The 25,097-nt window shown below is 70.6% G+C and carries 17 protein-coding genes; 5 read left to right on the top strand and 12 right to left on the bottom strand.

Features of this window, described 5'->3' with window-relative positions; genetic code table 11:
* Window positions 1-28: 28 nt before the first annotated feature.
* On the bottom strand, window positions 29-5,824 hold the full coding sequence (locus tag HUW62_RS22750) for an AAA family ATPase (RefSeq protein WP_176435605.1): 5,796 nt from the start codon (window positions 5,822-5,824) through the stop codon (window positions 29-31).
* Between the two features lie 77 nt (window positions 5,825-5,901).
* Entirely contained in the window at window positions 5,902-6,849 is a 948-nt protein-coding gene (locus HUW62_RS22745; protein WP_240356412.1) for a UDP-3-O-(3-hydroxymyristoyl) glucosamine N-acyltransferase, read from the bottom strand.
* 410 nt (window positions 6,850-7,259) lie between these two features.
* On the opposite strand from HUW62_RS22745, the gene HUW62_RS22740 reads away from it, so the two are divergent.
* On the top strand, window positions 7,260-8,681 hold the full coding sequence (locus tag HUW62_RS22740; protein ID WP_163866158.1) for an MATE family efflux transporter: 1,422 nt from the start codon (window positions 7,260-7,262) through the stop codon (window positions 8,679-8,681).
* 49 nt (window positions 8,682-8,730) lie between these two features.
* Here HUW62_RS22740 and HUW62_RS22735 read toward each other — a convergent pair whose 3' ends face one another.
* The 6 genes from HUW62_RS22735 to HUW62_RS22710 form a co-directional block, all read right to left on the bottom strand.
* Complete coding sequence (locus HUW62_RS22735) at window positions 8,731-9,144, bottom strand: hypothetical protein (RefSeq protein WP_163866159.1); 414 nt, start codon at window positions 9,142-9,144, stop codon at window positions 8,731-8,733.
* A gap of 104 nt (window positions 9,145-9,248) precedes the next feature.
* Complete coding sequence (locus tag HUW62_RS22730; protein ID WP_176435604.1) at window positions 9,249-10,283, bottom strand: ABC transporter ATP-binding protein; 1,035 nt, start codon at window positions 10,281-10,283, stop codon at window positions 9,249-9,251.
* Window positions 10,283-11,944 (bottom strand): iron ABC transporter permease, encoded by a 1,662-nt coding sequence (locus HUW62_RS22725; RefSeq protein WP_176435603.1) that lies wholly within the window; start codon window positions 11,942-11,944, stop codon window positions 10,283-10,285. The genes HUW62_RS22730 and HUW62_RS22725 overlap by 1 nt, the downstream gene beginning before the upstream one ends.
* Window positions 11,941-12,987: an ABC transporter substrate-binding protein gene (locus HUW62_RS22720; protein WP_176435602.1), complete on the bottom strand. Its 1,047-nt coding sequence runs from the start codon at window positions 12,985-12,987 to the stop codon at window positions 11,941-11,943. Before HUW62_RS22720 ends, HUW62_RS22725 begins: the two co-directional genes overlap by 4 nt.
* Window positions 12,988-13,111: 124 nt before the next feature.
* Window positions 13,112-14,386 carry an SO2930 family diheme c-type cytochrome gene (locus HUW62_RS22715; protein ID WP_176435601.1) on the bottom strand — a complete coding sequence of 425 codons (1,275 nt, stop codon included), beginning with the start codon at window positions 14,384-14,386 and terminating at the stop codon, window positions 13,112-13,114.
* A gap of 25 nt (window positions 14,387-14,411) precedes the next feature.
* The gene (locus HUW62_RS22710; RefSeq protein WP_163866164.1) at window positions 14,412-15,950 is read right to left on the bottom strand and encodes a parallel beta-helix domain-containing protein; all 1,539 of its coding nucleotides are present in this window, start codon (window positions 15,948-15,950) and stop codon (window positions 14,412-14,414) included.
* 210 nt (window positions 15,951-16,160) lie between these two features.
* Here HUW62_RS22710 and HUW62_RS22705 point away from each other — a divergent pair, with 210 nt between their 5' ends.
* From HUW62_RS22705 to HUW62_RS22690, 4 genes are all read left to right on the top strand, one after another.
* Window positions 16,161-17,111, top strand: a complete 951-nt coding sequence (locus HUW62_RS22705; RefSeq protein ID WP_176435600.1) for a DUF3445 domain-containing protein — start codon at window positions 16,161-16,163, stop codon at window positions 17,109-17,111.
* Between the two features lie 183 nt (window positions 17,112-17,294).
* Window positions 17,295-18,089 carry an FKBP-type peptidyl-prolyl cis-trans isomerase gene (locus HUW62_RS22700; protein ID WP_176435599.1) on the top strand — a complete coding sequence of 265 codons (795 nt, stop codon included), beginning with the start codon at window positions 17,295-17,297 and terminating at the stop codon, window positions 18,087-18,089.
* A gap of 111 nt (window positions 18,090-18,200) precedes the next feature.
* Window positions 18,201-19,031 (top strand): dienelactone hydrolase family protein, encoded by an 831-nt coding sequence (locus HUW62_RS22695; RefSeq protein ID WP_176435598.1) that lies wholly within the window; start codon window positions 18,201-18,203, stop codon window positions 19,029-19,031.
* Between the two features lie 126 nt (window positions 19,032-19,157).
* Entirely contained in the window at window positions 19,158-20,453 is a 1,296-nt protein-coding gene (locus HUW62_RS22690) for an alpha/beta hydrolase (protein ID WP_176435597.1), read from the top strand.
* Window positions 20,454-20,459: 6 nt separating this feature from the next.
* Here HUW62_RS22690 and HUW62_RS22685 read toward each other — a convergent pair whose 3' ends face one another.
* The 4 genes from HUW62_RS22685 to HUW62_RS22670 all read right to left on the bottom strand — a co-directional run bounded on the left by HUW62_RS22685 (window position 20,460) and on the right by HUW62_RS22670 (window position 24,925).
* Window positions 20,460-21,170: a CAP domain-containing protein gene (locus tag HUW62_RS22685; protein WP_163866169.1), complete on the bottom strand. Its 711-nt coding sequence runs from the start codon at window positions 21,168-21,170 to the stop codon at window positions 20,460-20,462.
* Between the two features lie 70 nt (window positions 21,171-21,240).
* Window positions 21,241-21,891 (bottom strand): CAP domain-containing protein, encoded by a 651-nt coding sequence (locus tag HUW62_RS22680; RefSeq protein WP_163866170.1) that lies wholly within the window; start codon window positions 21,889-21,891, stop codon window positions 21,241-21,243.
* Between the two features lie 47 nt (window positions 21,892-21,938).
* A complete protein-coding gene (locus HUW62_RS22675; RefSeq protein ID WP_176435596.1) occupies window positions 21,939-23,285 on the bottom strand; it encodes a DUF1552 domain-containing protein in 1,347 nt (448 codons plus the stop codon).
* The gene (locus HUW62_RS22670) at window positions 23,282-24,925 is read right to left on the bottom strand and encodes a DUF1592 domain-containing protein (protein ID WP_176435595.1); all 1,644 of its coding nucleotides are present in this window, start codon (window positions 24,923-24,925) and stop codon (window positions 23,282-23,284) included. Before HUW62_RS22670 ends, HUW62_RS22675 begins: the two co-directional genes overlap by 4 nt.
* Window positions 24,926-25,097: the final 172 nt, after the last annotated feature.

Below are 25,097 nucleotides of genomic sequence, written 5' to 3'. Positions count from 1 at the left end.
TCTTTTTGGGGGCCCTGTCTCCCGCGTTTCATGCAGGCGTGTCGGCGGGCCCGGAGGTCGGCAGCTCCACGCTGAAGGTGCTGCCCTCGCCGAGCGTGCTCTCCACGTGGAGCGTTCCCCCGAGCGCGGTGACCAGCTCCCGCACCAGGTGGAGCCCCAGTCCCAGCCCGCCATAGGCGCGCACGGAGACTGCTCGCTCGAAGCGCTCGAAGATGTGGGCGAGCCGGTCCGCGGCGATACCGATGCCCTGGTCCTGGACGCTCACGTGCACGACGTCCGCGACGGCCCAGGCCCGAAGGGTGATGGGCTTGCCCGGGCCGAACTTGAGGGCGTTGGACAGGAGGTGGACGAGCACCTGGCGCAGCCGCGCCGCGTCCCAGTGGCCCACCAGGGGCCCGCCCTCGAGGTCGAGCCCCAGCTCGCAGCCCGCGCGCTCCAGGGGTTCTTGAAGGCGGCGGGTGATGGCGTCGATGACCTCCCTCAGGTCGACGCGCGACAGGTGCAGGTCCAGCCGGCCCGCCTGGAGTCGGGAGATGTCGAGCATCTCCTCCACGAGCGTGGCCAGCTTCAGGCTCTGGCTGTCGAGTGTCCGCAGGCCTCGGATGGCGACGGGCGGCAGCCCCTGGGGCGTGTGCCGCAGCAGCGTCTGCACCATGAGGCGCAGGGAGGTCAGCGGCGTGTTCAGCTCGTGGGAGGCGACGCTGAGGAACTCGTCGCGCAGGCGGATGGCGTCCTGGGATTCGCGGTAGAGGCGGGCGTTGTCGATGCTGGCGGCGACGCGGCGGGCCAGCTCCTGGGCCAGTCCCACGTCCACCTCGTTGTAGCGGCGCCCGGGTGTGTCGGAGACGAACGTGGCGACGCCCAGCGTCTTGCCTCCGGCGATGAGCGGCACGTGCATGGCGGCCCGTGAGCCCAGCTCGCGCAGGCGCTCGACGTACTCGGGGCCGTGGCCGTGCTCGTGCAACATGAAGTCGGTGACTTCCGCGCGCAGGAACGGCTGGCCCGTGCGCAGCGCGTGGATGAGGGCGGGCGGGGATGTCCAGTCGACGGGGTGGCGCTCCAGCAGCTCGCGCAGGAGGACCTCCTTCGCCGGGTCCACGTGGACCGCCACCAGCGTGCGCAGCGTGTCGCCCCGCTCGACGACGGTGAGCATGCACCAGTCCGCGAGGAAGGGGACCACCAGCCGCATCGCCTTGCCGAGCGTCTGCTCCAAATCGAGTGACTCGGCCAGCGCCAGGCCAGAGTCCGCCAGGAAGCGCAGGGCCCGCTCCGCGCGGCGGCGCTCCTGCACCTCCACGTGGAGCTGCTCGAACAGGCGGCTGTTCTCCAGGGAGATGGCGATTTGGGACGACAACGTGCGCAGCACCCCCACGCGCTCCGGGGTGAAGGCCCGGGTGGCCAGGTCGTTCTCCAGGTAGAGCACGCCCACCGTCTTGCCGTGGCGTTGGATGGGGACGGCCAGCGCGGACTTCACGGCGCGCCGGACGACGTAGGCGTCGCGGATGAAGCGGCCCTGGTGCGCGGCGTCCGCCAGCACCAGTGTCTCCCCGGTGCGGAAGGCGTGCTCCAGCAGGCTTATCGGCACCTGGCTGGCGTGGGAGAGGGGCGTGCGCTCCAGGCTGACGGGCTCGGAGATGGCGCCGACGGCGCGCACCCGGAGGGCACCGGCCTCGTCCAGGACGAGCGCGCCCCGGGTGGCGCCCGCCGCCTCGAAGCACACCGCCATCAGCTTCTCCAGGAGCCTGTCCAACACCACCTCGCCCACCAGCGTCTCCGACGCCTTGAGCAGGGTGAGTAGATCCAGCGACGCGCCGGGTGCGTCGGGGCTCGTCCGCGTGACGCCCGGCTCGCTCCACGCGCGGTCCACCAGGGACTTCAGCTCCGGGAACTCCTCCTCCAGCAGCGCCACCTTGGCCTGCGCGCCCCAGCGCGTGTAGCAGTCCAGGGCCGCGCGCAGGTGCAGCGTGGCGAAGCGCTTGTGGTGCAGGTGCTGGTGGAACCGGCCCGCCAGCTCGTTCGCCAGGGCCTCGTCCTGCAGGAAGCCCTGGGTGTGGGCGCCGTCGATGGCGCTTTCGTAGAGGCGCATGGCCTCCAGGGGTTGCCCCTCCAGGCGGGCCATCTCGGCCGCGACGAGCTGGTGCTTGTGGCGGAAGTTCTCCGGGCACGTCCGGGCCCAGGCGCCGAGCCGTCGCTGGTTGTCGTCCATCATCCCCAGCATCGAGTCCTTCTCCGCGGGCAGCCGGGTGGCGCGCGCCGCCAGCGTCAGCGACGTCAGCAGGTTGAAGTCGGCGTTGCGGAAGGAGCCCTGCGCGAAGTGCTCGTAGGGCAGGGCCTCGCGCGACATCCGCAGCGCTTCGTCGAAGTCACCCAGCACGTACGCCACCAGCAGCCTCAAGAGGGCGTGCAGGTAGACGCTGGTCTGCGCCGCCTGCCCGGAGGCGATGAAGTCCCGCTCGTTGAAGTCGTCGTCCTCCAGCCGCGCGAGCTGGTGGGTGCGGCCCTGGAGCGCGCGGATGGCCTGACGGGTGAGGGTGGACACGTCCGCTATCACCTGGACGCCCGCGCGACGGGCGAAGGACAGGCTGGTGTCGATGGAGCCCAGCACGCGCACCAGCTCCGTGCCCATGGCCAGCTCGGTGGAGACGACGGCGGAGAGCGCGTAGCTGGTGAACTGGAGGTCACCGCTGGCAAGGCCCGTCGTGACGGCGCGGCGCAGGAGCGACAGGCTGGTGCGCAGGGGCGCGCGCCAGTGATTGACGTTGAGCGTCAGCGTGATGAGGGCCCGGCACTCCTGACGCGCATCCCCCATCCGCCGCGCCAGCGCCACCGCCAGATGGCACCAGGACCAGGCCGCCGTGGGGTTGTCCTCGCTGGCGAGCATCAATCCCTGACAGGCATACACGGAAGGGGCCCAGCGCGAGTTGCCGTGCTCCAGCGTGAGCGCGAGCGCGAGCGTGTTGAGGTAGGCGAAGAGATGGGGGTCCACGAAGAAGGCGGGCGTGACGAGCTCGGACAGGAGCTGAACGCACGCCAGGTGGCGCGGGTCCTCCAGCGACGGAGCATCCAGCAGCTCCTCCACCGCGCGCCCCCGCAGCAGGTGCTCCACGCGCTCCCGCTCGGCCGCGAGCGCCTGGGCATGGCCATACTCGGGCAGCTCCAGTCCGAAGAGGAGCAGGCCCTCGCGGCCCGCGCGCAGGGCCTCCGCGTAGTGGCCGTTCATCAGCAGGGCCAGCACCTGGAGGACGTACAGGTCCACCTTGCGTGGCGCGGAGGCGGCGTGCTCGTGCGCGGTGCGGAGCAGTTCCTCGGCCAGCTTGCCGTTGCCGGACAGGTAGGCGCACTCCGCGGCCTCCTTGTGGACCTGGAATATCTGCTCGTGTCGCTGGGGCCAGTCCGCGGGAGGCAACAGGGACAGGCCGCGCGTGAGGTACACCAGCGCCGCGCCGAAGGCGGACGCCTCCTTGGCCTTGAACCCCGCGCGGAAGAGCAACTCCGCCAGCGATTGGCGCTCCAGGAAGCTGCCCAGCTTGCGCACGCCGAGCGAGAGCTGGTCCACCACCGCGAAGAGGCGCTCCTCGAGCGCGTCGCCCCGCGCTCCGCGCAGCAGCTCACGTCCCGCCGCCAGGTGAAGGGACTCGCGCTGGTCCTCGGTGAGCAGCGAGTACGCGGCCTGGCGGACGCGGTCATGCGCGAAGCGGTACGCGGCCTCGGGCGTGGTGGCGTCCTCCGTCCGGGCGTGGAGGCCCGTGGGCTCGTTCTCCGGGATGAGCAGCCCTTCGCGCAAGAGGCTCCACAGGGCGGACGCGGTGTCCTCCGCGCTCGCCTGGACGAGCGCGGACAAGAGGCCCAGCTCCACCCGGTCTCCCAGACAGGCGGCGACCTCCAGCACGTACTGCGCCCGCTCCGGCAGCCGACGGATGGCGGCGAGCATCAGCTCCACCACGTTCTCCGTCACCTCCACGCCGCGCAGCCGCTCCAGCTCCCACGTCCACGTGCCGTGCTCCAAGTCGAAGCTCAGGAGCCCCGACGCGTGGAGCAGGCGCAGCAGCCGCGTGAGGAAGAGGGGATTGCCCGCCGTCTTGGCCAGGAGCAGCTCGGCCAGGGGCGCCACCTCCTCGGGTGCGCGGCGGAAGGTGTCGGCGCACAGCGCGGTGATGGCGTCGACGTCCAGCGGCGCCAGCGCGAAGGTGTGAGAGGGAATCGCGCCCTGCTCCTCAAGTGTGGAGAGCAGGCGCGACAGCGGGTGCTCGGGGCCGACCTCTTGAGAGCGCCAGGCGCCGATGAAGAGGACATGGAGCGAGCCGGGGTCTCCGCACAGGCTCTTGAGGAGCTGGAGCGAGCCGGGGTCCGCCCACTGGAGGTCATCCAGGAAGACGACGAGGACGTGTCGGGGCGTCGCCAGCGCCTGCACGAAGGACTGGAAGAGGAGGTGGAAGCGCGCGGAGGACTCCACCGGCCCCAGTCTGGGTGGCAGCGGCTGCGGGCCCAGCAGCTCCTCCAGCGCGGGGATGACGTCGCTGATGACGCGCGCATGGGGACCCAGGGCTCCGAGCAGACGCTGGCGCCAGATGTCGCGCGCGTCGGGGGCCTCCTCCAGCAGCTCGCGCAGCAGTCCTTGGAACGCCTGGACGAAGGCGGAGTAGGGCACGGTGCCCTGGAGCTGATTGAACTTGCCGGTGAGCAGGCGGTCGCCGTGCGCCGCGTCGCGCGCCAGCTCGTGGACCAGCGCGGACTTTCCGATGCCCGCCGCGCCCGACAGCAGCAGGAGTTCGCTGGTGCCCTGGCGCACCCGCTCTCGCGCCGCGCGCAACTCCACCTGCTGGGGCGCGCGGCCATACAGCCGCTCCGGGAAGGTGAGCTGACGGGCCAGGTCCAGCCGCCCCAGCTCGAAGTCACCCGACAGGCCCGCGCCATGGCGACGGCGGACCTCCTGGAGGTCCGCGAGGAGGGAGTCGGCGCTCTGGTAGCGCTCCTCGGGCATCTTCGCGAGCAGCTTGAGGACGATGTTGGAGACGACGGGCGGGACGGCGGGGTTGGCGAACGCGGGAGGCACGGGCGGCCGGGCCAGGTGCGCATGGACCAGCTCCACGGGGTCCGCGGACATGAAGGGCGGCTGGCCGGTGAGCAGCTCGTAGAACGTCGCGCCCAGCGAGTAGAGGTCGGCGCGGTGGTCGATGAGGCGGTTCATCCGCCCCGTCTGCTCCGGGGCGATGTAGGGCAGGGCCCACTGAAGCTCGCCCGGCATGTCCCCGGAAGGCGTGAGCCCGGAGACGCGCGTGGCCAGGTCGAAGTCGATGAGCGTGAGGTGATGGCCGGAGGCGCTCATCACCAGGTTGGTGGGGTTGAGGTCGCGGTGGATGACGTGCTGCTGGTGCAGGCGGGAGAGGATGCCTCCGAGCTGGAGCGCCAGCTCCATGAAGACCTCCACCCCCACCGGCTTGCGCCGCAGCCACTCCCGCAGGTTGTGGGGACCCGCGTCCTCCAGCATCAGGGCGAGCGGTTGTGAGGGCTCTTCGACGAGCGAGACGACGCGGGAGATGTCGGGCACCACGTCGCGCAGCTCGCGCAGGAGCGCCTCTTCGTGGCGAAGCATGGGCGCGGTGCCGGCGGCGAGCGGCCCCCGGCGAATCTGCTTGATGACCAGGGGCTTGCCGTCCTGCCCCCACGTCCGCAGGACGACGTACCGACGTCCGCGATGGATTTCCTGAAGCCCTTCGGTGCCCGGCGCCTGCCACATCGCGTCCTCGCCGTGAAAACCCTCCGTCCGGCGCCACGCGTCCGGGCCCGAGCGGCCCCGCCACGCGCGGCTCGCCGCTGTCTTCACGATTTGGACGGAGGGGCTTCAAGGCACGCGCGATGACGTGCGGCCCGGCGAGGCCTCGCACGGCTCGCCGGGGGTGCTCAGCTCACGCGCCGCAGCTCCGGCAGGTCCTCGGGCCGCAGCGCCCAGATGGGCGCGGGCGGCAGCGCGGAGAGGAATCCCGTCTGCACCGCGGGGAAGCCATCCACCTGCGCCGCGTCGGGGAAGAGCGTCCCCGCGCGCACCAGACTGCCCGCGCCCACCACGCAGCCCCGGCCCAGACGGCTGCGGTCACAGAGGATGGCACCCGGTTCCACCACCGTCCCCGCGCCCACGAAGCAGGCGTGCACCAGACAGCCCGGCCCGATGAAGACTCCGTCCTCGATGACGAGCGAGCCGCCCGGCTGCAGGTGCACCACCGCGTTGGCGTGGATGCGCACGCCCGCGCCGATGCGCAGCGGGACATGGGACTCGCCCACGATTCTCACGCCGGGGCCGATGATGGCGCCCGGGCCGATGAGCACGTCGCCCGTCACCTCGCAGGAGGAGAACAAGGTGGCGCTGGGGTGGACGAGCGGGTGCTTGTCCCGGAAGGAATACAACTGACCCATGGGGGCGTCCTCGGCGCGATCTCTCGCGAAGAAGGGAGTGAGGGGTTGTTCGGGCAGCGTGAGCGTGCCGCCGCGTGCCGTGCGCAGGCGCTCCATGTCCCCGGTGTCGACGCGACGCACGACGCGAGCGGGCCGCCCCACGACGACGGAATCGGAGGGAACCCACATGCCGGCGGGCACCAGCGTGCCGTCCGCCACCAGGCAGCGGTCTCCCAACTGCGCGCCGGGCATGAGGATGGCGCCCGCGCCCACGTCGCACAGGTGGCCCGCGGACGCGCCGAGCAGGAGGCTCCGAGGGCCCAGCGCCGTCTTCTCCCCCACCGCGACGGGGAGTCGGGCCGAGCCGATGACCACGGCGTTCTCGCGCACGGAGGAGCCCGCGCCCAGTTGAACCGCGCCTTCCGGAGAGCACACCACCGCGCCTTGGGCGACGTGCACCCCCGGTCCCAGGTGCACGCGTCCCAGTACGCGCGCACTGCTGGCCAGACGGAAATGCGCGGCACCCTGGCTGGGTTCGGAGGGGGCCGTCACACGCGAGAAGCTCGTCACCATGAGTGAGCGCAAGCTACACCCCGGTCCGCGACAGAAGGACGGCCCGGCGGCGCTGGATGGATGTTGGAGGCAGGACGGCAAGCCCCCGGGTGCTCCGTCTGGGGTACGGGGCGGAGGGAGTCCACGCACGTCTGCCCGGGCATGAGGTACAGGCGCACACCTGCTCGGTTGCTCCATGGACCGCGCGCGCCTCGCCAGTCTCCCAGGTCAGCCGCTGGCGCGGGCCCGCGTCCTGGACGGAGCGGCGGCTACCTGCCAGAAGGGCGCGGGTTCCGGGGCGGCTTTGGAGGCTGGAAATGTCGGAGGTGGAAGTGCCGTCGTCGTCGGGGCCCGCCGTGGGATTCTGGGCATCGCTGAAGGAAGCCATGCACGGCACGGAGCGGGACCTCACGGGCCTGCCGGTGAAGCGCGCCATCTTCCTGCTCGCGGTCCCCATGGTGCTGGAGATGGTGATGGAGTCCATCTTCGCCGTGGTGGACGTCTTCTTCGTCGGGCGGCTGGGCGCGGATGCCGTCGCGACGGTGGGCCTGACGGAGTCGCTGCTCACCATCATCTACGCCGCCGCGGCGGGGCTGAGCATCGGCGCCACCGCGCTGGTGTCGCGCCGCATCGGTGAGAAGGACCCGGAGCGCGCCGCGCGCACGGCGGTGCAGGCGATAGGCCTGGGGGCGCTGCTGGCCATTCCCATCTCGGTGGCGGGCGTCGTCTTCGCCCGGCCGCTGATGGGGCTGATGGGCGGCTCGCCGTGGGTGCTGGAGCAGGGCGTGCGCTACACGCAGGTGATGCTCGGTGGCATGGGCAGCGTGCTGCTCCTGTTCCTCATCAACGCCATCTTCCGGGGCGCGGGCGATGCGGCCATCGCCATGCGGGTGCTGTGGCTGGCCAACGCCATCAACATCGTCCTGGCGCCCATGCTCATCTTCGGCGTGGGGCCCTTCCCCGAGCTGGGCGTCATGGGGGCCGCGGTCGCCACGACGTTCGGCCGCGGCTGTGGCGTGCTGTACCAGCTCTACCGGCTGGCGCGCGGCAGCGGGCGGCTCCAGGTGCGCCGCGAGCACCTGCGGCTGGAGCCGGGGACGATGCTGGCGATGCTGCGGCTGTCTGGCGCGGGCACGGCGCAGTCGCTGGTGAACACCTCGAGCTGGGTGGTGCTGGCGCGCATCGTCGCGACGTTCGGCAGCGCGGCGGTGGCGGGCTACACCATCGCCATGCGCATCGTCCTCTTCGCGCTGTTGCCCTCATGGGGCCTGGCCAACGCGGCGGCCACGCTGGTGGGGCAGAGCCTGGGCGCGAAGCAGCCGGAGCGCGGCGAGCGCGCGGTGTGGACGGCGGGCGCCATCAACGCCGTCTTCCTGGGCTCGCTGGGCGTGTTGTTCTTCGTGTTCGCCCAACCGCTGACAAGCAGCTTCTCGCCCGACGCGGCGGTGGTGGACCACGCGTCGCATGCGCTGCGCATCATCAGCACGGGCTTCCTCTTCTACGCCTTCGGCATGGTGCTGACGCAGTCCTTCAACGGCGCCGGTGACACCGCCACGCCCACCCTCATCAACATCTTCTGCTTCTGGATGTTGGAATTGCCGCTGGCGTGGGCGCTGTCGGGGCCCGGAGGGATGGGGCCCTCGGGCGTCTTCCTGGCCCTCACGGTGGCCTTCTCCGTGCTGGCCATCGTCTCCGCCGTGCTCTTCCGGCGGGGCACCTGGAAGCTCCGTCAGGTGTAGCGAAAGCTCCCGGGCGCGCGCGGCTCAGGTGCAGTGCGCGCCACCTGGCTCAGGGGCAGTAGGGGCAGGACGGCATGCCCGGATTGTCCGCCTCGAACTGCGCGTACACGCGGCAGTTGTCATTGCGCTTCCCCGAATCGCCCTGGCAGCCGTAGTGGTACGCGGCCTGACAGAAGGCGGAGGACTGCGGGTCCGTCGCCGGGCCCGAGTACGGGCGGGTGCACGCGTTCGACGTACCGCCGCATTCGTCGGGGTCGTCCTTCAGCTCCGAGTACGCGCACGCGCTGCCTTCACCATAGGAGGTGCAGGTGCTGTCGGACGGGCACCACTTGCAGGCATTGGCGACGTACTCGCTCGCGCAGGGGCCACAGGTGGAAATCTCGGCACAGGCATCCTCCTCGGTGCAGGCGGACAGGCCGAGGGACAACGCGAGGAGCGCGAGCAGGGTGGCGAGACGTGACACGGGGACTCCGAGTACCGGGGGGCCCTGGATTTTTGTCGGAGCCTCTCCTCCAGGCAATGAGTCCGGAATCATCCCCGCCGCTTCGCGCAAAGACTCTCGAACTCTCAGCCGACGGAGAACAGGCGCGCCTTGCGCAGTTGGACTTTGAGTGTCTGGCCCGGCCGCACTTCGAGTGGCGGCGCCACCACGCGCAGCAGGGTGCCGTCGACGGGGAAGCGGTACTCAGCGGCGTGTCCGAGGAACAGGCGAGCGGACAGGGGCAGCGAGGTCCCCTGCTCGCCCAGGGTCAGGTCCTCGGGGCGGACGACGAGGGTGGCGGGCCCAGGGCGAGCGAGCGTGTCGGCCGGGAGCTGGAACACGGTGCCGCTCCGGGCGGTGTGAAAGGCGCCCTCGCGCACCTCGCCGGTGAGGACATTCGCGCCGCCGACGAAGCCCGCGACGAAGGGCGTGGCGGGCTCGCGGTACAGCGTCTCGGGCGCGTCCACCTGTTCGAGCACGCCCTGGTTCATCACCGCGATGCGGTCCGACAGCGCGAGCGCCTCGCCCTGGTCATGCGTGACGAAGACGAGCGTGGTGCCCAGTCGCGCGCGCAGGGCCGCCAGCTCCGCGCGCAGCTCCTCGCGCAGCGCCGCGTCCAGGTTGGAGAGCGGCTCGTCCAGGAGCAGCACGCGGGGGCTGGCGACGAGCGCGCGCGCCAGGGCCACGCGCTGGAGCTGTCCGCCCGACAGCTCGTGGGGCCTGCGCGTCGCGAGCGCCTCCATGCGGACCTGGCGCAGGGCCTCGCGCACCTTGGTGGCCACCTCCGACTTCGGCATGCGCCGCAAGCTCAGCGGATAGGCCACGTTCTCCTCCACCGAGCGGTGGGGCCAGACGGCATAGCCCTGGAACACCATGCCCAGGCCGCGCCGCTCGGGCGGCACGCGCACGCCGGGCCCCGCCACCGTCTCTCCGCCGATGCGGATGACGCCTGTGTCGGGGTGCTCCAGGCCCGCGAGCATCCGCAGCGTCGTCGTCTTGCCGCAACCGGACGGGCCCAGCAGCGAGACGAGCTCGCCGTCGCGGACCTCCAGGCTCAGGCCGCGCACCACGGGCGTGGCGCCGTAGGACTTGAACAACCCCTCCAACGAAATCGCCGCCATCACCGAACCTCCGCCGCGCGCCGGGCCACCAGCGCGAGCACCGCCTGCCCCAGCACCACCAGCGCCACGAAGGCACACGCGAGCACCGCCGCCGCCGCCGGGTCCGCGTAGCTCTGCAAGTCGAACAGCAGCTTGCCCAGCACCTCCGAGCCCGCGGGCACCAGCAGCACGGACATGGTGATTTCCGTCGCGCACGACAGGAAGGCCAGGATGAAGGCCACCGTGAGCGCGGGCCGCAGCAGCGGCAGCGGCACGTCGACGAAGGCCCGCAGCGGCCCCGCGCCGCTGATGCGCGCCGCCTCCGTCAACGACGGGTCCAACTGCGCCAGCGCCTCCGAGCTGTTGCGCGTCCCCAGCGCCAGGTACTTCGCCGCATAGGCGATGAGCAGCAGCCACGGCGTGTGCGCCAGCGCCAGCACGAAGGCCACCTTGTCCAACAGGATGAAGCGCCAGTCGCGCGAGAAGGCGAGCAGCAGCGCCAGGGCCAGCACCGTGCCCGGCACCGCGTAGGGCCAGACAGCGATGGCCTCCACGCCGGCACCCAGGCGACGGAAAGCCCGCTGGAGCAGCGCCGCCGCCAGTCCCAGGCCACAGACGAGCGCGCCGGCACCGGCGGCGAGCAGGAGGCTCAGCCCGGTGGCGCGCAGGGTGCGCGGCTCCAGCAACACGCCGGACCAGTGCGAGAGCGTCAATTCCTCCCACGTGAGGCTCGCGCCGAAGCTGCGCTGGAGCGACGTGAGCAGGATGGCGGCCAGGGGCAGCAGCACCAGCAGCACGCAGGTGCCCGCCACGCCTCCGGTGACCCAGGCGCGCGCGCGGCCCAGGGAGAGCGGGCGCGAGGCCAGTCCCTTGCCGGTGCTCAATCGCACGCGGCCGGAACGGCCCAGGGCCCACGTCGCCAGCAGCGACAGCGGCGTGAGCAGGAGCAGCGCGAGCGCGAGCGCGGAGGCCCGGCCCAGGCCCTCGTCACCGAGCAGGACGAGCTCATAGATGCGCGTGGTGAGCACTCGCGTGGGCGGAGACGCCGACACGCCCAGCAGGTACGGCACGCCGAAGGAGGACGCCGCCATCAGGAACACCATCACCGCGCCGGACAGGAGCGACGGGAGCACCAGCGGCACCGTCGTCGTCAGCAGGGCCCGCGCGGGCGAGGCGCCGCACACGCGCGCGGCCTCCTCCAGCGCCGGGTCCACGCGTCGCAGCGCCGCGGCGCCGGCCAGCAACACCAGCGGCAGGCCGGACAGTCCTTCCACGAAGGCGATGCCCACCGGGCCATGGATGTCGAGCGTGCCTTCTCCCAGGAGCCGGTTGAGATAGCCCGCGCGGGGACTGGCCAATGACAGCCAGCCCATGCCCCAGATGAACGCGGGAATCGCGGAGGGCAGGGTGAAGAGCACGGTGAAGGCGCCGCGCAGTGGCAGGTCCGTGCGGAACAGCAACAGCGACAGGGGCATGCCCAGCGCGAGCGCGAGCACCGCCGCGCCTCCGGAGATGGCCAGCGTGTTGCCCAGCGCGCCCGCCTCCGACGCCAGCCACTCCCAGCCCAACGCGCCCGGTGCCCCCGCGCCCCGCGCGAGCAGCAGCACCACCGGGCCCACCGCGAAGAGGACCAGGGGCAGAAGCCACGCGAACAACCCGAGCCACCGCGCTGACGTGTTCATCGCGAGAAGGCCCGGCTGAAGGCTTCCTTGATGGCGCCGCCGCGCGTAAGGCCCTCTTCCATCAGCGCGGGTGTCCACGGCTGCGTGCGCGTCAGCAGGGTGTCCACGCCGGGCTCTCCGTCAGGGCCCGGGAGTCGGGGGTCCACCGCGTGCATGTCCCCCTTCTCGACGATGAGGCGCTGGCCCTCCGGAGACAGCAGCACGTCCACCACGGCCTTCGCGGCCACGGGGTTGGGCGTCGTCGCGAAGAGGGCCACCGGCCCGGGGATGAGGACGGCGCCGTCCGTGGGCCAGACCACGCGAATCCGGCTGCCGCGCGAACGGGCCGTCAGCGCGTTCTCCAGCAGCAGCACGCCCGCGTCCGCCTCGCCGCTCTCCACCTTCTGGAGCACCGCCGCGTTGCCTCCCGCGACGATGGCGCCGCGCTCGCGCAGGCCGGTGAAGTACCCCTCGCCATACTTCGTCCGACAGAACACCGCCCACGTGAAGGCCGTGCCCGACGTGAGCGGGTCGCCGATGGCCACGCGCCCCGTCCACGTCCCATCCACCAGCGCCGCGAACGACGTGGGCGGCGGCGGCGAGTCCTCGCGGTGCACCAGCACCATGGTGGACACGCGGATGGAGGCGTGGCGCGCGTCCAAATCCAACAGCGAGCGCGGGACGCGCAGCACGTGGGGCGAGGCGTAGGGCAGGAAGGCGCCCTCGCGCGCGAGTCGCTCGACGAAGAACGGGTCCGACGCGGAGAGGATGTCGGCGCGCACGGCGCCCGCGGCGCGCTCGGCTTCCAGTCGGCTGGCCACCTTCTCGCTGCCAGCCTGGTACCAGCGCACGGTGACGCCGGGGAGCTGCTTCTTCAGCAGCGGCTCCAGCGCGTCCAGCACGTGCTGGTACATGGACGTGTAGACCCAGACCTCGCCGGACGGTGTGCCCTCATGGGAGAGGGTGGCGCCGGAGGAGGGCGCGGCGGACTCGATGCGACACGAGGAGAGCACGGCCAGCGTGAAGACGAGGCCGGCCGCTCGGGCCAGGGCGGGAAGGGACATGCGCCCGGGATTATGCGGCACGGCCGGCGAAAGTCGCCGTCCGCTCGGGAGGCATCCCAAAAGGAAAGCCCCCTCCGCGCCGCGTTGGCACGGAAGGGGCTGTCCGTCGACATGCGTCCCGCGTCTACTTGCAGGTGCGAGGCGGCATGGCGTCAATCCAGTCGGCGATGAGCTGCGAGCCCGCGTCATGGCGCAGGGCCCGGCCAATCTCCGGCATCATCTTCCCCGACTCCTCGGTGTGCATGCGGTACCAGAGGATGGACGTGGAGTGGTCTCCGGGGACGATGTCGAACTCACCGCCCACGCCGCTGCCCGCGGAGCCCGGCCGCTTGCAGTGGCCCAGGCTGAACTCGTCCGTCGTCTTGATGTCCAGGAACAGCCGGCTGGTGATGCCGGGCTGCGCCTTCGGGTTGTGGCAATGCGCGCAGTTGATGTCCAGATACGTGCGCGCACGGATTTTCAGGCTCGCCTCGTCCACGTTGAACGCATCCGGCGCGCGAGGAACCTGAATCGCGGGAGGCAACCCCGTCAGCTTCCCGAGGTCCGCCAGGTGCTGGAGCTGGTTCAGGGTCTGTCCCCCATAGACGTGGTCCCGGTTGAGATACCGGGCCTTCACGCCGATGGGCAGCAACTGCTGGTTGTCCTGCTCGTCCACCACGTGGTGGCACTTCTGGCACTGGTTGCGCTGAGGCACCAGGTAGTCGAACTTCTTCGCCACGCCCTCGGCGTCGATGAACTCGAAGTTCTTGAACACCTTGCCGCCCACGGCCTTGTCAGCCTCCGTCAGCGCGTCATTCCAGACGTAGGGATACGCCTCCCAGCCGCCCGGCTGCCGCACCAGGATGCGCGTCTCCAGGGGGCGCACGTTCTTGTCCGGCTCCCGGAAGTCGGCGGGGAACGCGAACGTCTTGGTGATGATGGTCCCCACCGGCAAATCCAACACGTCGGACGCCGAGTACGCCGCCGTCTTGCCCGCGGGCACGTACAGCGTGCGGGACTTCAGCGAGTAGTCGGAGAACAGCGGCGTGGTCAGCTCGTACGGGACGTTGCCCGCCACGGGCTGGAAGTCGCCCGTCGCCGGAGTCCCCGTGAAGAGGCCCAGCTCCGACAGCTTGTTGGGGATGGTGACGGTGCCCTCGGGCTGCCCGGCATCGGGCGTTCCCGCGTCCGTCCCCGCATCCACTCCGGCGTCGGGTTCACCCGCGTCCGGCCCCGCGTCGGGCGTGGACGGAGTGCCGGAGTCACCCGCATCAGGGGTGCCGCTGTCCACCGGCGTGGGGTTTCCCGAGTCCGGAGTGCCATCGGCTCCAGGCGGGTCGTCCCCACCCGAGCAGGCGGCCACCGCCGCGGCGAGCAGCACCGCGGCGAGGCCCAGGCGAGTCATGTACGGCGCGCGCATGGCGAGTCAGTCCTTGAACCGCCGCTCAGGGAAGCGCCAGCGCGGGGCTGAAGCCCGTGCAGTTGAACGGCACCGCGCCCTGGTCGTAACGGCGCGTCTCCGCCCAGGCACCCGCCACGTCGGGCTCCGCCGACATGAGCTTGGCCGTCACGGCCTGCAGGTCCAGGTCCACGATGGACGCCTTCGTGGTCGCCGGCACCGTGTTGTTGACGAAGCACAGGCGCACGCCGTTGGCCACCGCCTCGTTGCGCGGCGCCGGGTCGATGCCATCCCATAGCACGTGCTCCACTCGGTCCACGCCGTGCGCGGCCTTGCCGTAGGCATACACGCCCGTCACCAGCGCGCCCAGCGGGCGACGCGCCGGGTCCGGCGTGCCGTTGTCCACGCTGGTGCCGCTGCCGCCCGTGAAGGTGTTGCCGTGGACGTACACGTCCGCGCTGGCGAAGTTGTAGAAGCCCGCCGCCCACAGGACGGGGTTGGGCTCGATGGCGAAGCCGCTGAGCACCGCGATGTCCACCGTGTTGTTGTCACCCCACGTGTTGCCCACGAACTCCACCCGGCGCGACGCCAGGATGAACGTGCCCGTGCCCGCCGGCACCTGCGACACCGTGCTGCTGCTCGCCGTCACCGAAGCGAAGTTGGGGCGGTTGTTGCCGGTGATGATGTTCTTGGTGATGAGGATGTCGGTGCCCTTGATGGGGTTGCCCGGCAAATCGAACACCACCAGGCCCGTGGTGTTGTCGATGGCCGTGTTGCCCTCCACGTAGGCGAACTTCGTGTTCTCGATTTCGATGCCCGCCACGTTCTTCTTCGCGATGTTGCGGCGGACGATGGTGTAGCGCGTCTGGCCCACGTAGATGCCGGCGTCGGCCGCGTTGTACGCCTCGCTGTCCTCGATGAGCACGTAGCGCGACTTCACCGGGTAGATGCCGTACTTGCCGTTGTTCTCGTTGTTCTCCTGCGCCCACTCCGTGCGGATGCGCTGGATGAACACGTTGGCGGAGTTCTCCACGCGCAGCGCGTCCTTCTTCGCGTTCCACAGCGCCAGGTCGCGCACGGTGAACAGCTTGCCAATCACGTCCAGGCCGTTGGTGTTGGAGGCCGCGTTGGAGAAGTCCAGCACGGTGCTGGCGGTGCCACCGGTGCCCTCACCCTGCGCGCCACGGCCCGCGCCGGCGATGGTGATGCCGTCCTGACGGATGGTCACCGCGTTGTCGAAGTGGAACGTGCCCGCGCCCAGTTGAATCGTGGTGCAGGGCGCCAGGTCATTGACCGCGTTCTGCAGCGCCTGCTCCTGACCCGGAGCGAAAGTCACCGTCGTCCGCTGTGCGTCGGTACACGAGAACTCCACGGGGTACCGGGTAACTGCGTCCGGCGTGCCTGAATCCGGCGTGCCCGAATCCGGCGTGCCCGAATCCGGCGTGCCGGGACCCTCGCCCGTATCCGGGTGGGGGCTCGCGAACGCCCGGTCATCGTCTTCGTCAGAGCATGCGGGAATGGCGAGCAGACTCAGCGCGGCGACGAGCACGGCACGTGACAGACGCGAAAGCGGCAGACGGTTCATCAGGCTTCCTCCTGCGGTAATGCGCGCCCCGTTCGACTCTGACGAGTGCGAAGCTGTGAAGCGCGGCGAGGGATGCGCGAATCCTCGTCTCCACGAGGTCCGACCTCAAGGGTTCGGTGAGGAATTCCTCCACGCCTGGGTTTCGTGACGCAGTGCGATGTGCGAAGGAATGACGACTGTATTTTTCGCGGGTGAGGAGACGCGTCCCACGTGCTGCCCTACTTCCCCTTCGAGCAGGACGCCTATGCGATGGCACTTGGAGTACGCGCCCTGCGGGCAGGTGAAACACTCATCGAAATAGACGCACTGCATTATGCGGCTGAGCTGGCGTTGAAGGCGTCGCTGCTGCGCGAGGATCTCCCCTCGCGCTTCCAGGCATTGCCAGGCACCCAGCCGCTCCAATGGGAGGTTTTGCGGCTCTTGCTGACGCGGATGGCGGGAGAGTCGCCGGGACACTTCACGCGGCTCGAAGGCGAGGACGGGCGCTGGCACTGGCGCAACGGGGTGCTCGGCACGGAGGAGACCTTGCTGCCGGGGGACGCGGACAGCCTTTCCCTGGCGCCCTTGGACTGGGTGGGCCGACAGGTGCAGGAGGACCTGCTCGTGCTGGACGGCACGCGCGAGGGCTTTCCGCTGGTGGCCGGTCAGCTCTGCTTTCCCTCCGGCTGGAGCCTGGACGAGAAGCTCGGCCGGTCCTTGTTGGAGGTGCACGCCCCGGTGCCGCGCTTCGCCGAGCAGGTGGGGGCCGCCACGCTGCGGTTGATGGACGGCCTCAAGCCGGGACGCACCGTCACCCGCTGCAACTGGGCCGTCACCGTCACGGACCGGCTGTGCATGGAGCCGCGCGCGCGGGGCGAGTGGCTGCACCTCTTCGAGGGCCTCACCCCCCAGAACGCCGGGGAGCGCTGCTTCCTGCGCCTGGAGCGCCAGACGCTCAGCCGCCTGCCGGAGTCCGGCGCCATCCTCTTCACCATCCACACGTACCTGGCCCCCGTGGCCGGCGAGGTGCCCACGCCCGAGCGCCGCCGCCAACTGGCCCAGGTGCTGCGCACCGTCCCGGACGACATGAGCGGCTACAAGCGCCTGGGACCCCTGCGTGAGCCGCTGCTGGCCTGGCTGGAGACTCCTTGGCCCTCGAAGGACTCCTCCGAGTCACCCTGAGTCCCAGTCATGAAGGGCGCTGGGTGGAGAAATATCCCACCTGATTGAAACGGGTCCCAAAGTCAGGCGTCGTCGCGAGTGTCGCGGAGCAGATGGACGCGCGTTTCTGTAGTAAGTCGCCCCTCCGGGAAGTGTGACTGGCAGCGGGTTCGCTGCCGCTGCAAGCCAAGGAAGGGCAAACACATGCGGAAGATGTGTCTGGTTGCGATGATGCTGAGCCTGGGGGCGTGCCAGCCTCAGGGCGCGAAGGACGGCAGTGCCACGACGACGGCGACGGGCGCGGCGGGCAATGCCGCCAATCCTCAGAGCGAGGACCAGAAGACGCTGTACGCGCTCGGCCTGTCCATCGGCAAGAGCATCAGCGTGTTCGACATGACTCCCGAGGAGCTGGAGTACGTGAAGGCGGGCCTCACCGCGCAGGTCAAGGGCGACAAGCCCGCGGTGGAGCTGGAGACGTACGGGCCGAAGCTGCAGGAGCTGGCGCGCGCGCGCAGCACGCAGAAGGCCGAGAAGGAGAAGGAGACCTCCAAGAAGTTCCTGGAGGACGCCGCCAAGGAGCCCGGCGCCACGAAGACGGAGTCCGGCCTGGTCTACAAGGAGCTGACCCCGGGCACGGGTGACTCTCCGAAGGCCACGGACATCGTGAAGGTTCACTACAAGGGCACGCTGCCCAACGGCACGGAGTTCGACAGCTCCTACAAGCGTGGCGAGCCCACGCAGTTCCCCCTCCAGGGCGTCATCAAGTGCTGGACGGAGGGCGTGCAGAAGATGAAGGTCGGCGGCAAGGCCAAGCTGGTGTGCCCGTCCGACATCGCCTACGGCGACCGCGGCGCGCCCCCGAACATCCCGGGCGGTTCGGCCCTGGTGTTCGAGGTGGAGCTCCTGGAGATCGTCAAGCCGCCCGAGGCGGCTCCCGCGGGTGCCCCGGGTGCGCCGGGCGCTCCCGCGACGCCTCCGTCGGCCGCGCAGAAGAAGTAGTCCTCCCCGGCTCCTCTTGAAGGAGCGGGAGACACGAGGGCTGGCTGGGGGAATCCCTTGCCAGCCCTCTTCGTTTGGGGCGCGCGAAGCACCACCGGAGGAGGAGACACGATGCACCGTCACCTGTTGCTGCTGGGCGCGTTGCTGCTGGTGGGAGGCTGCACGCGGGGCAAGCCCCGGGAGGTGCTGCGCGAGCCGTCACCCACGGGCGCGGTCTCCGAGGCCGAGTTCAAGGCGATGCACACCCTGCGCGAGGACGCGCCGCCGGAGCTCAAGGGCCAGGAGGTGGAGGTGGCCGGGACGAAGGCGTACCTGAGCCTGCCCCCTGGCGCGAAGGCGCCGCTGCCCGCCGTGCTGCTCATCCACGAGTGGTGGGGTCTGAATCCTCACATCAAGCACTGGGCGGACCGGCTGGCGGCCAACGGCTACGCGGCGCTCGCGGTGGACCTGTATGGGGGCAAGGTGGCCACCACGCCGGACGAGGCGATGGCGCTGCTCAAGGCGGTGGACCCGGCGCGCGCGACGCAGGTGTTGAAGGCGGCGTATGGGTTCCTCCAGGACGATGCGCGAGTGCGCGCGACGCGCACGGGGAGCCTGGGCTGGTGCTTCGGTGGCACCTGGTCGCTGCGGGCGGCCATGGCGCTTCCGGAGCTGGACGCGGCGGTCATGTACTACGGCCATCCTGTGACGGACCCCCAGGAGCTGGCCTCCATCCGGGCGCCGCTGTTGGGCATCTTCGGGACGAAGGACGCGTCGATTCCGCCGGAGACGGTGCAGGAGTTCCGGGAGGCGCTGAACGCGGCGGGGGTGCGCCACCGCATCATCGAGCTGGAGGGCGAGCATGCGTTCGCCAACCCCTCTGGCCAGCGCTACGACGAGCGCGCGGCGGCGATGGCCTGGGCGGAGACGTCGATGTTCCTGGAGCACCACCTGAAGCGCTGAGCGGGTGCGCGAGGTGTCCGACGGTCCACACGTGCGCTCGCGAGCGTGACGCGGTGTTGCTCCTGGGCTCCAGGTCGGCTTGAACGCAAGGCACGGCTTCGGGAGGTGCGGTTGTCGAGGATTGGCGTGAGTGTCGCGGTGTCTCTGGGCCTGTTGCTCGCCGGAAGCGTGGCCCTGGCGGGAGCGCCCGCCGTGGACGATGTGCCGCCGCCCTTCGCGGGAGTGTGGCGTCGGCCCGACGGCGGACTGGTGCGGGTGGGGAAGGATTCGTCGTCGGCCTTCCTGATGGACTTCAGCTCGCGGCGGCGCTGGCGGCTGGAGCCTCGGGGTGAAGGCCTGTGGTCGCTGGAGGGCAGTCGGCCCGCGGCGCTGGCCCAGTGGCGAGCCCCCACGTTGACGTTGAGCGGGGTGGCGCCGGGCGCGCTCGTGCTGGAGCCGGTGCCGGTGCGCACGGAGGAGCTCACGCTGCGCGCGGCGGGCGACGTCACCTTGTCAGCCACGCTGTGGCTGCCGACGGGAGAAGCGCCGCGCTACGCGGTGGCGTTGTTGCACGAGGCTGGGCAGGGCACGCGCGAGTCGCTGGAGCCCTATCCGGCGTTCCTCGTCGAGCAGGGGCTCGCGGTGCTCACGTTCGATGCGCGCGGCACGGGGCGCTCCACGGGGGACAGTCAGCCGTGGGTGTCCGGGGTGCGGGAGCTGGCGGACGACGGGGTGGTGGCGGCGCGGGCGCTGCGCGAGCGGGTGGCACCGGGCGGCGCGGGGGGGTTGATGGGCTTTGGCCAGGGCGCGTGGACGGCGGTGAACGCGGCGGCGCGCGCGCCGGAGGACGTGGGCTTCCTGGTGCTGGTGTCCGGAGGGGGCGGGGTGGTGTGGAAGCAGGAGCAGCACCGCATGCGCAACGACGGCCGGCGCCGAGGGCTCACCGGGCCGGAGCTGGTGGACCTGACGGAGTTCCTGGACGTGTTCTACGACGCGCGCCTGTACACGGATGAAGGGCAGGCGCGTGCGCTGAAGACGCTCGACTTCCAGTTGCAGCGGGCCAAGCGCAAGCGCTGGTACGCGGTGACGGCGCTGCCGCCCTTCAAGGGCCTGCCGGTGGAGCGCTTCCTGGAGGTGCAGCGCAAGGTGTGGCGCAACGTGCTGTCGTACGACTCGGCGGAGGACCTGGGCCGCGTGCGAGGGCCGGTGCTCGCGCTCCTGGGCGAGCGTGATGAGACGACGCCCGCGGCGCTCACGGCGCGGGCGCTGAATCGCGGGCTGAAGCTGCGGCCCGGAGCGCCCGGCCGCGCGTTGGTGAAGGTGATTCCGCGCGCGGACCACTGGCTCGCGGAGCCGGCGCGGGAGGACCAGCCCGGGGTGGAGGTGGTGACGAGCGATGCGCTCGACACCCTCTCCGCGTGGCTGCGCGCGCTGGAGCGCTGAAGGCGCTCAGTACGGCCGCTCGCCCACGTAGTTGCCTGGGGGCGCGTAGTTGCAGACCCAGAGCTGCCACGTGGGGAACTGGCTACCCCACGGGGAGTTCGTCGTGCACACCTGCGTGGCGCAACCCACGCGCTTCGTGTCGCGCCACACCACCTGCGTGTAGTGGCCGCACATCTTGCCGCTCGTGCACGAGTTGTTGGCGTAGTTGTAGTCGGACGCCTCGCTGCTCCAGCCCTGCACCACGGCCCGGGTGGTCAGCGCGTTTGGCGTGGCGGCGGTGAGATTCTCCCCGTAGTTGCCGCGTCCGGCGTTGTGCTCGAACTTGCACCTGGCCGCGTAGTTCCGCGCGACGGTTTCCGCGGCTGTGTCCCAGGTGAGCGGGGACAGCGCGGGGCTCGGCGTGGGCTGCGCCGAAGCGCGGGTGGCGTTGTGTCCCGCGAGCATGTCCTGGGCGAACTGCGACAGCGTGTCGGAGCCAGAGTCCGGTGTACCCGAGCCGGAGTCAGGTGTGCCTGAGCCTGAGTCCGGAGTCCCAGAGCCAGAGTCCGGTGTACCCGAGCCGGAGTCCGGAGTGCCGGAGCCCGAGTCAGGCGTACCGGAGTCGCCGGTGTCCGGACCGTCATCGGCGGGGTCATCCGAGCCGCAGCCGGCACCGGTGGCGAGCCAGGCCGCGAGGAGACCGCAGGTCAGCAGGGGTCGGACGAAGGAGCGGTTCATGGCGCGGATTATCCGCCGCGCCCGGCGCGACGGAAAGGGTGCGCGAGCGGAGTACCCGCGACGGCGCGACTCAGTAGGGCCGCTGTCCGACGAAGTTTCCGGGCGGCGCGTAGTTGCACACCCAGAGCTGCCAGGTGGGGAACGCATCACCGAAGGGCGAGTTCTTCTTGCACAGCACGGTGGCGCAGCCGACGGCCGTCGTGTTGCGCCACACCACCTGGGTGTAGTGGCCGCACACCTTGCCCTTCTTGCAGGTGTTGCGCGCGTGGTCGTAGTCGGTGACTTCATCCGCCCAGCTCTTCACCACCTGTCGCGTCCCCCACGCATCTGGAGTGGCGGCGGCCAGGTTCTCGCCGAAGTCACCCCGGTCCGGGTTGTGCTCGAACTTGCACGCCTTCGCCCAGGAGGCGGCCTGTTTCATGGCCGCGTCGGACCAGGCGAGCGGAGGGAGTGCGGGCTTCGGAGTGGGCCGGGCCTCGGCGCGTGCCGCGTTGTGCGCCTCCACCATGTCCCGCGCGAAGGTGTTCGCGGGAGGTGGCGAGGGGCGCGGCTCTTGAGGTGTACCGCGCGCGGGGGCCTGCTGTCCCCGGGACGCGGTGGCGGCGGCGCGCTGGGCCGTCGAGGACTTGCGCTGACTCGGCTTCGAGGCCGGGATGCAGCTGAGCGGAAGAACGAGCAGGACGAGCAGAGGCCAGCGGAGCGCGGCGGAAGACGGACGCATGACCTGAATGATGCGTCAGGAAGCCCCCGTGTGCATGAGGTCCATGACTACCCCCCGAACCCCGCGAGTTCCCCGATTCCGTCCGCGCCGAAGCTCGTGACGTTGGGGACACCCATGGCCCGCATCATGGAGATGTAGAGGTTCGCGATGGGGACGCCCGGTGCGCGCAGGTGCCGGTCCGTGGCGACGGCGCCGCCGCCCTTGCCCGCGAGGAGCACCGGCAGGTTCCGGTGGATGTGCGCGTTGCCGTCCTCGATTTCGCTGGTGAAGTACACGAGCGAGCTGTCGAGCAGCGAGGCCCCCGTCGCGTCCTTCAGCTCCTTCAGCCGCCGCACGAGGTAGGCGTACTGCTCCACCTCCCACCGGTCGATGGTCGCCAGCGCGTCGAAGTTGGACTGCACGAACTGGTGATGGGAGTAGGCGTGGTGTCCGCCGCTGAGGCCCAGGAAGCCATACACCTTGTTGCTGCGGGCGTTGGCCAGCATGAACGTCGCCACGCGGGTGAGGTCGCATTGGAAGGCGAGGACGATGAGGTCCATCATCGCCTTCGTCTTGGTGCGCGGGTCCTCGTCTTCACCAGGCGCGATCTGGACGCCGCACGCCGGCCCCTGCTGGCCCAGGGCATCCACCTGCTTCTCCAAATCACGGACGCTGGTGAAGTACTCGTCGAGCTTGCGCCGGTCCGTGGCGCCGAGCTGCTTCTGGAGCGCGGTGGCGTCCTCGCGCACGAAGTCGATGATGCTCAGGCCGTAGGCGCGGCGCTTCGCCACCTGGGCCTGCGTCGTGCCGGGGTCGACGCCCGCGAAGAGCCGGTCGAAGACGGCCTTGGGGCGCGCCTCCTTGGCCATGGGCGTGCGGGGGCCTGCCCAGGAGATGTTGTTGGCATAGGGGCACGCGTAGCCGGAGTCGCAGTTGCCGATGCCTCGGCCCGCGTCGTTGCCCAGCTCCAGCGAGGGATAGCGGGTGGCCTTCTGCTGGGCCAGGTGGTTGGCGATGACCTGGTCCATGGAGATGCCCGCGTGGAAGTCGGTGCCCTCCGTCTTGAAGGCCTTGGTGCAGGACAAGAGCGCGGCGGTGCCCGCGGCGTGGTGGCCGTCTCCATCCGGCCTTCCCGCGTCGTTGGCGAGCCCGCTGATGACGAGCATGTCGCTCTTCACCGGTGCCAGGGACTGGAGCGTGGGAGTCAACTCCCAGGTGGCGCCGGTACCGGACGGCGTCCACTTCGCCATGTGGATGCCATTGGGCACATAGAAGACCGCGAGCCGCTTCGCGGTGGGCAGGGCCTCTGCGGCGCGCGCGGTGCCGGGCACCATCCGCTCCAGGAGGGGGAGCGCCATCAGCGCACCCGCGCCGCGCAGCAGGGTCCGACGGGAGAGTGAGAGCTTCTTGCTCATGGTGACTGGGCCTCCGGGTCTCCCTGTCGGGAGGTGAAGTGGTCGCTGAGGACGATGGAGAGGATGTAGTCGCTGAGTCGTCCGCCGCTGGCCTCCGCCGTCGCCGCGATTTCCTTCACCGCGCAGTGGTCGGTGTCCGCCATGCCTCGGCCGAGCGCATAGGTGAGCAGGTGTTCGGTGAGGCACGCGGGGAGCTTCGGGTCGTCCTTGACGAAGCGACGCATGTCCGCGCCTCCGTTGAGGACGGTGCCGTCGGGCAGGTCTCCCGTGGCATCCACCGGCGCGCCGCTGACCTCGTTCAGCCGCCAGCGGCCGATGGGGTCATAGTTCTCCAGCGCGAGTCCCAGCGGGTCCATCATCCGGTGACAGCCCTGGCACTGGGGCAGGCTGCGGTGCAGCGCCATGCGCTCCTTCATCGTCATGTGAGGATTCACCGGCGGCGGCAGGCCCTCGACGTTTGGCGGCGGTGGTGGTGGCGCGGAGCACAGCAGTTGCTCCAGCACCCAGACGCCGCGCTGCACGGGCGAGGTGCGGTCCGAGTTGGAGGTGACGGTGAGCAGCGAGCCGTGGCCGAAGATGCCCTGACGCTCCGAATGGCCAGACAGGTCCACGCGCTTCGGTGTGGCGCTGCCGGGCGGGGGCAGGCCGTAGTGGGTGGCGAGCGCGTCATTCACATAGGTGAAGGGCGCATCCATCAAGTCCCGCAGCTTGTGGTCTCCGGTGATGAACTCCTGGAAGACCAGCTCGGTCTCCTGGCGCATGGCCTGGCGCAGCGGCTCGTTGAAAGCGCCGTAGAGCGTCGGGTCCGGCTCCGCCGATTCGAGCGCGCGGGTGAAGAGCCACTGTCCGGCGAAGTTGCTCACCAGGGCCTGGGCCTTGGGGTCCGCGAGCATGCGGCGCACCTGGGCTTCCAGCTCCTCGGGCGTGCGCAGCCTGCCCTGCTCGGCGGCCTGGAGGAGCACCTCGTCGGGCATGCTGCTCCACAGGAAGTAGGAGAGGCGGCTGGCCAGCTCGAAGTCGTCGAGCCGACGAGGCGTGGTGGACGCCGGGTCCTTCTCCATGCGGAAGAGGAAGTGGGGTGACACGAGCACCGAGCGAAGGGCGAGCTTCACGCCCATCTCGGGCGGGTCTCCCTGCTGCTGGGCGAGCGGGAGGGCGCGCAGCAGCCGGTTCACCTCGTCGGGTGTCACGGGGCGGCGCCAGGCGCGGCGCGCGAAGCGGGAGAGGATGTCGCGAGCGCAGGGCTCGGGATTGGCGGCCTCCAGCACGCAGGTGCGCAGGTGGCCCTTGCTCCAGGCGGTCTCCACCAGCTTCTCCGCCGCGGTGGCGTACTTCTCCAGCAGCAGGGGCGACATGCTGAGCACGTCCGCGTTGTTGTCGAAGCCGTAGCCGTGGTCATCCGCCGGGAAGTCGCGCGCGGGGCGGGTGGTGTCGCCCAGCAAGTCGCGCACGGTGGCGTCGTACTCGGCGCGGTTGAGGCGGTGCAGGGTGACGCGGCCCGGGTCCTTCGAGGCGTCCTTGCACTCGTCGTTCTGGGCGTGGGGATTGTCGTCCCCTGGGAGGACGCGGGCCTTGGGCAGGGAGTCGCCCTTGCATCCCGCGAGCAGCAGGATGCAGCCCGCGCTCGCGAGCCAGCGCATGGGCCTTCGTTCGTGAAGCGTGGATGTCACGTCCTCTTCCCCCTTTCACCGCGCCGCGACTGGCGGAGCCGGGGCGGGGCAAAGCAAGACGCTCACCAAGGCCTCCCGCCGGACAGTGAACGGGGAGGAGGCCCTGGGGGGATGGATGGACGGGAGGGGCCAGGCCTTGCGT

The sequence above is a fragment of the Myxococcus sp. AM011 genome, assembly GCF_013372595.1.
Taxonomy (GTDB): Bacteria; Myxococcota; Myxococcia; order Myxococcales; family Myxococcaceae; genus Myxococcus; species Myxococcus eversor.
This window is presented reverse-complemented; position numbering and strand designations above follow the sequence as displayed.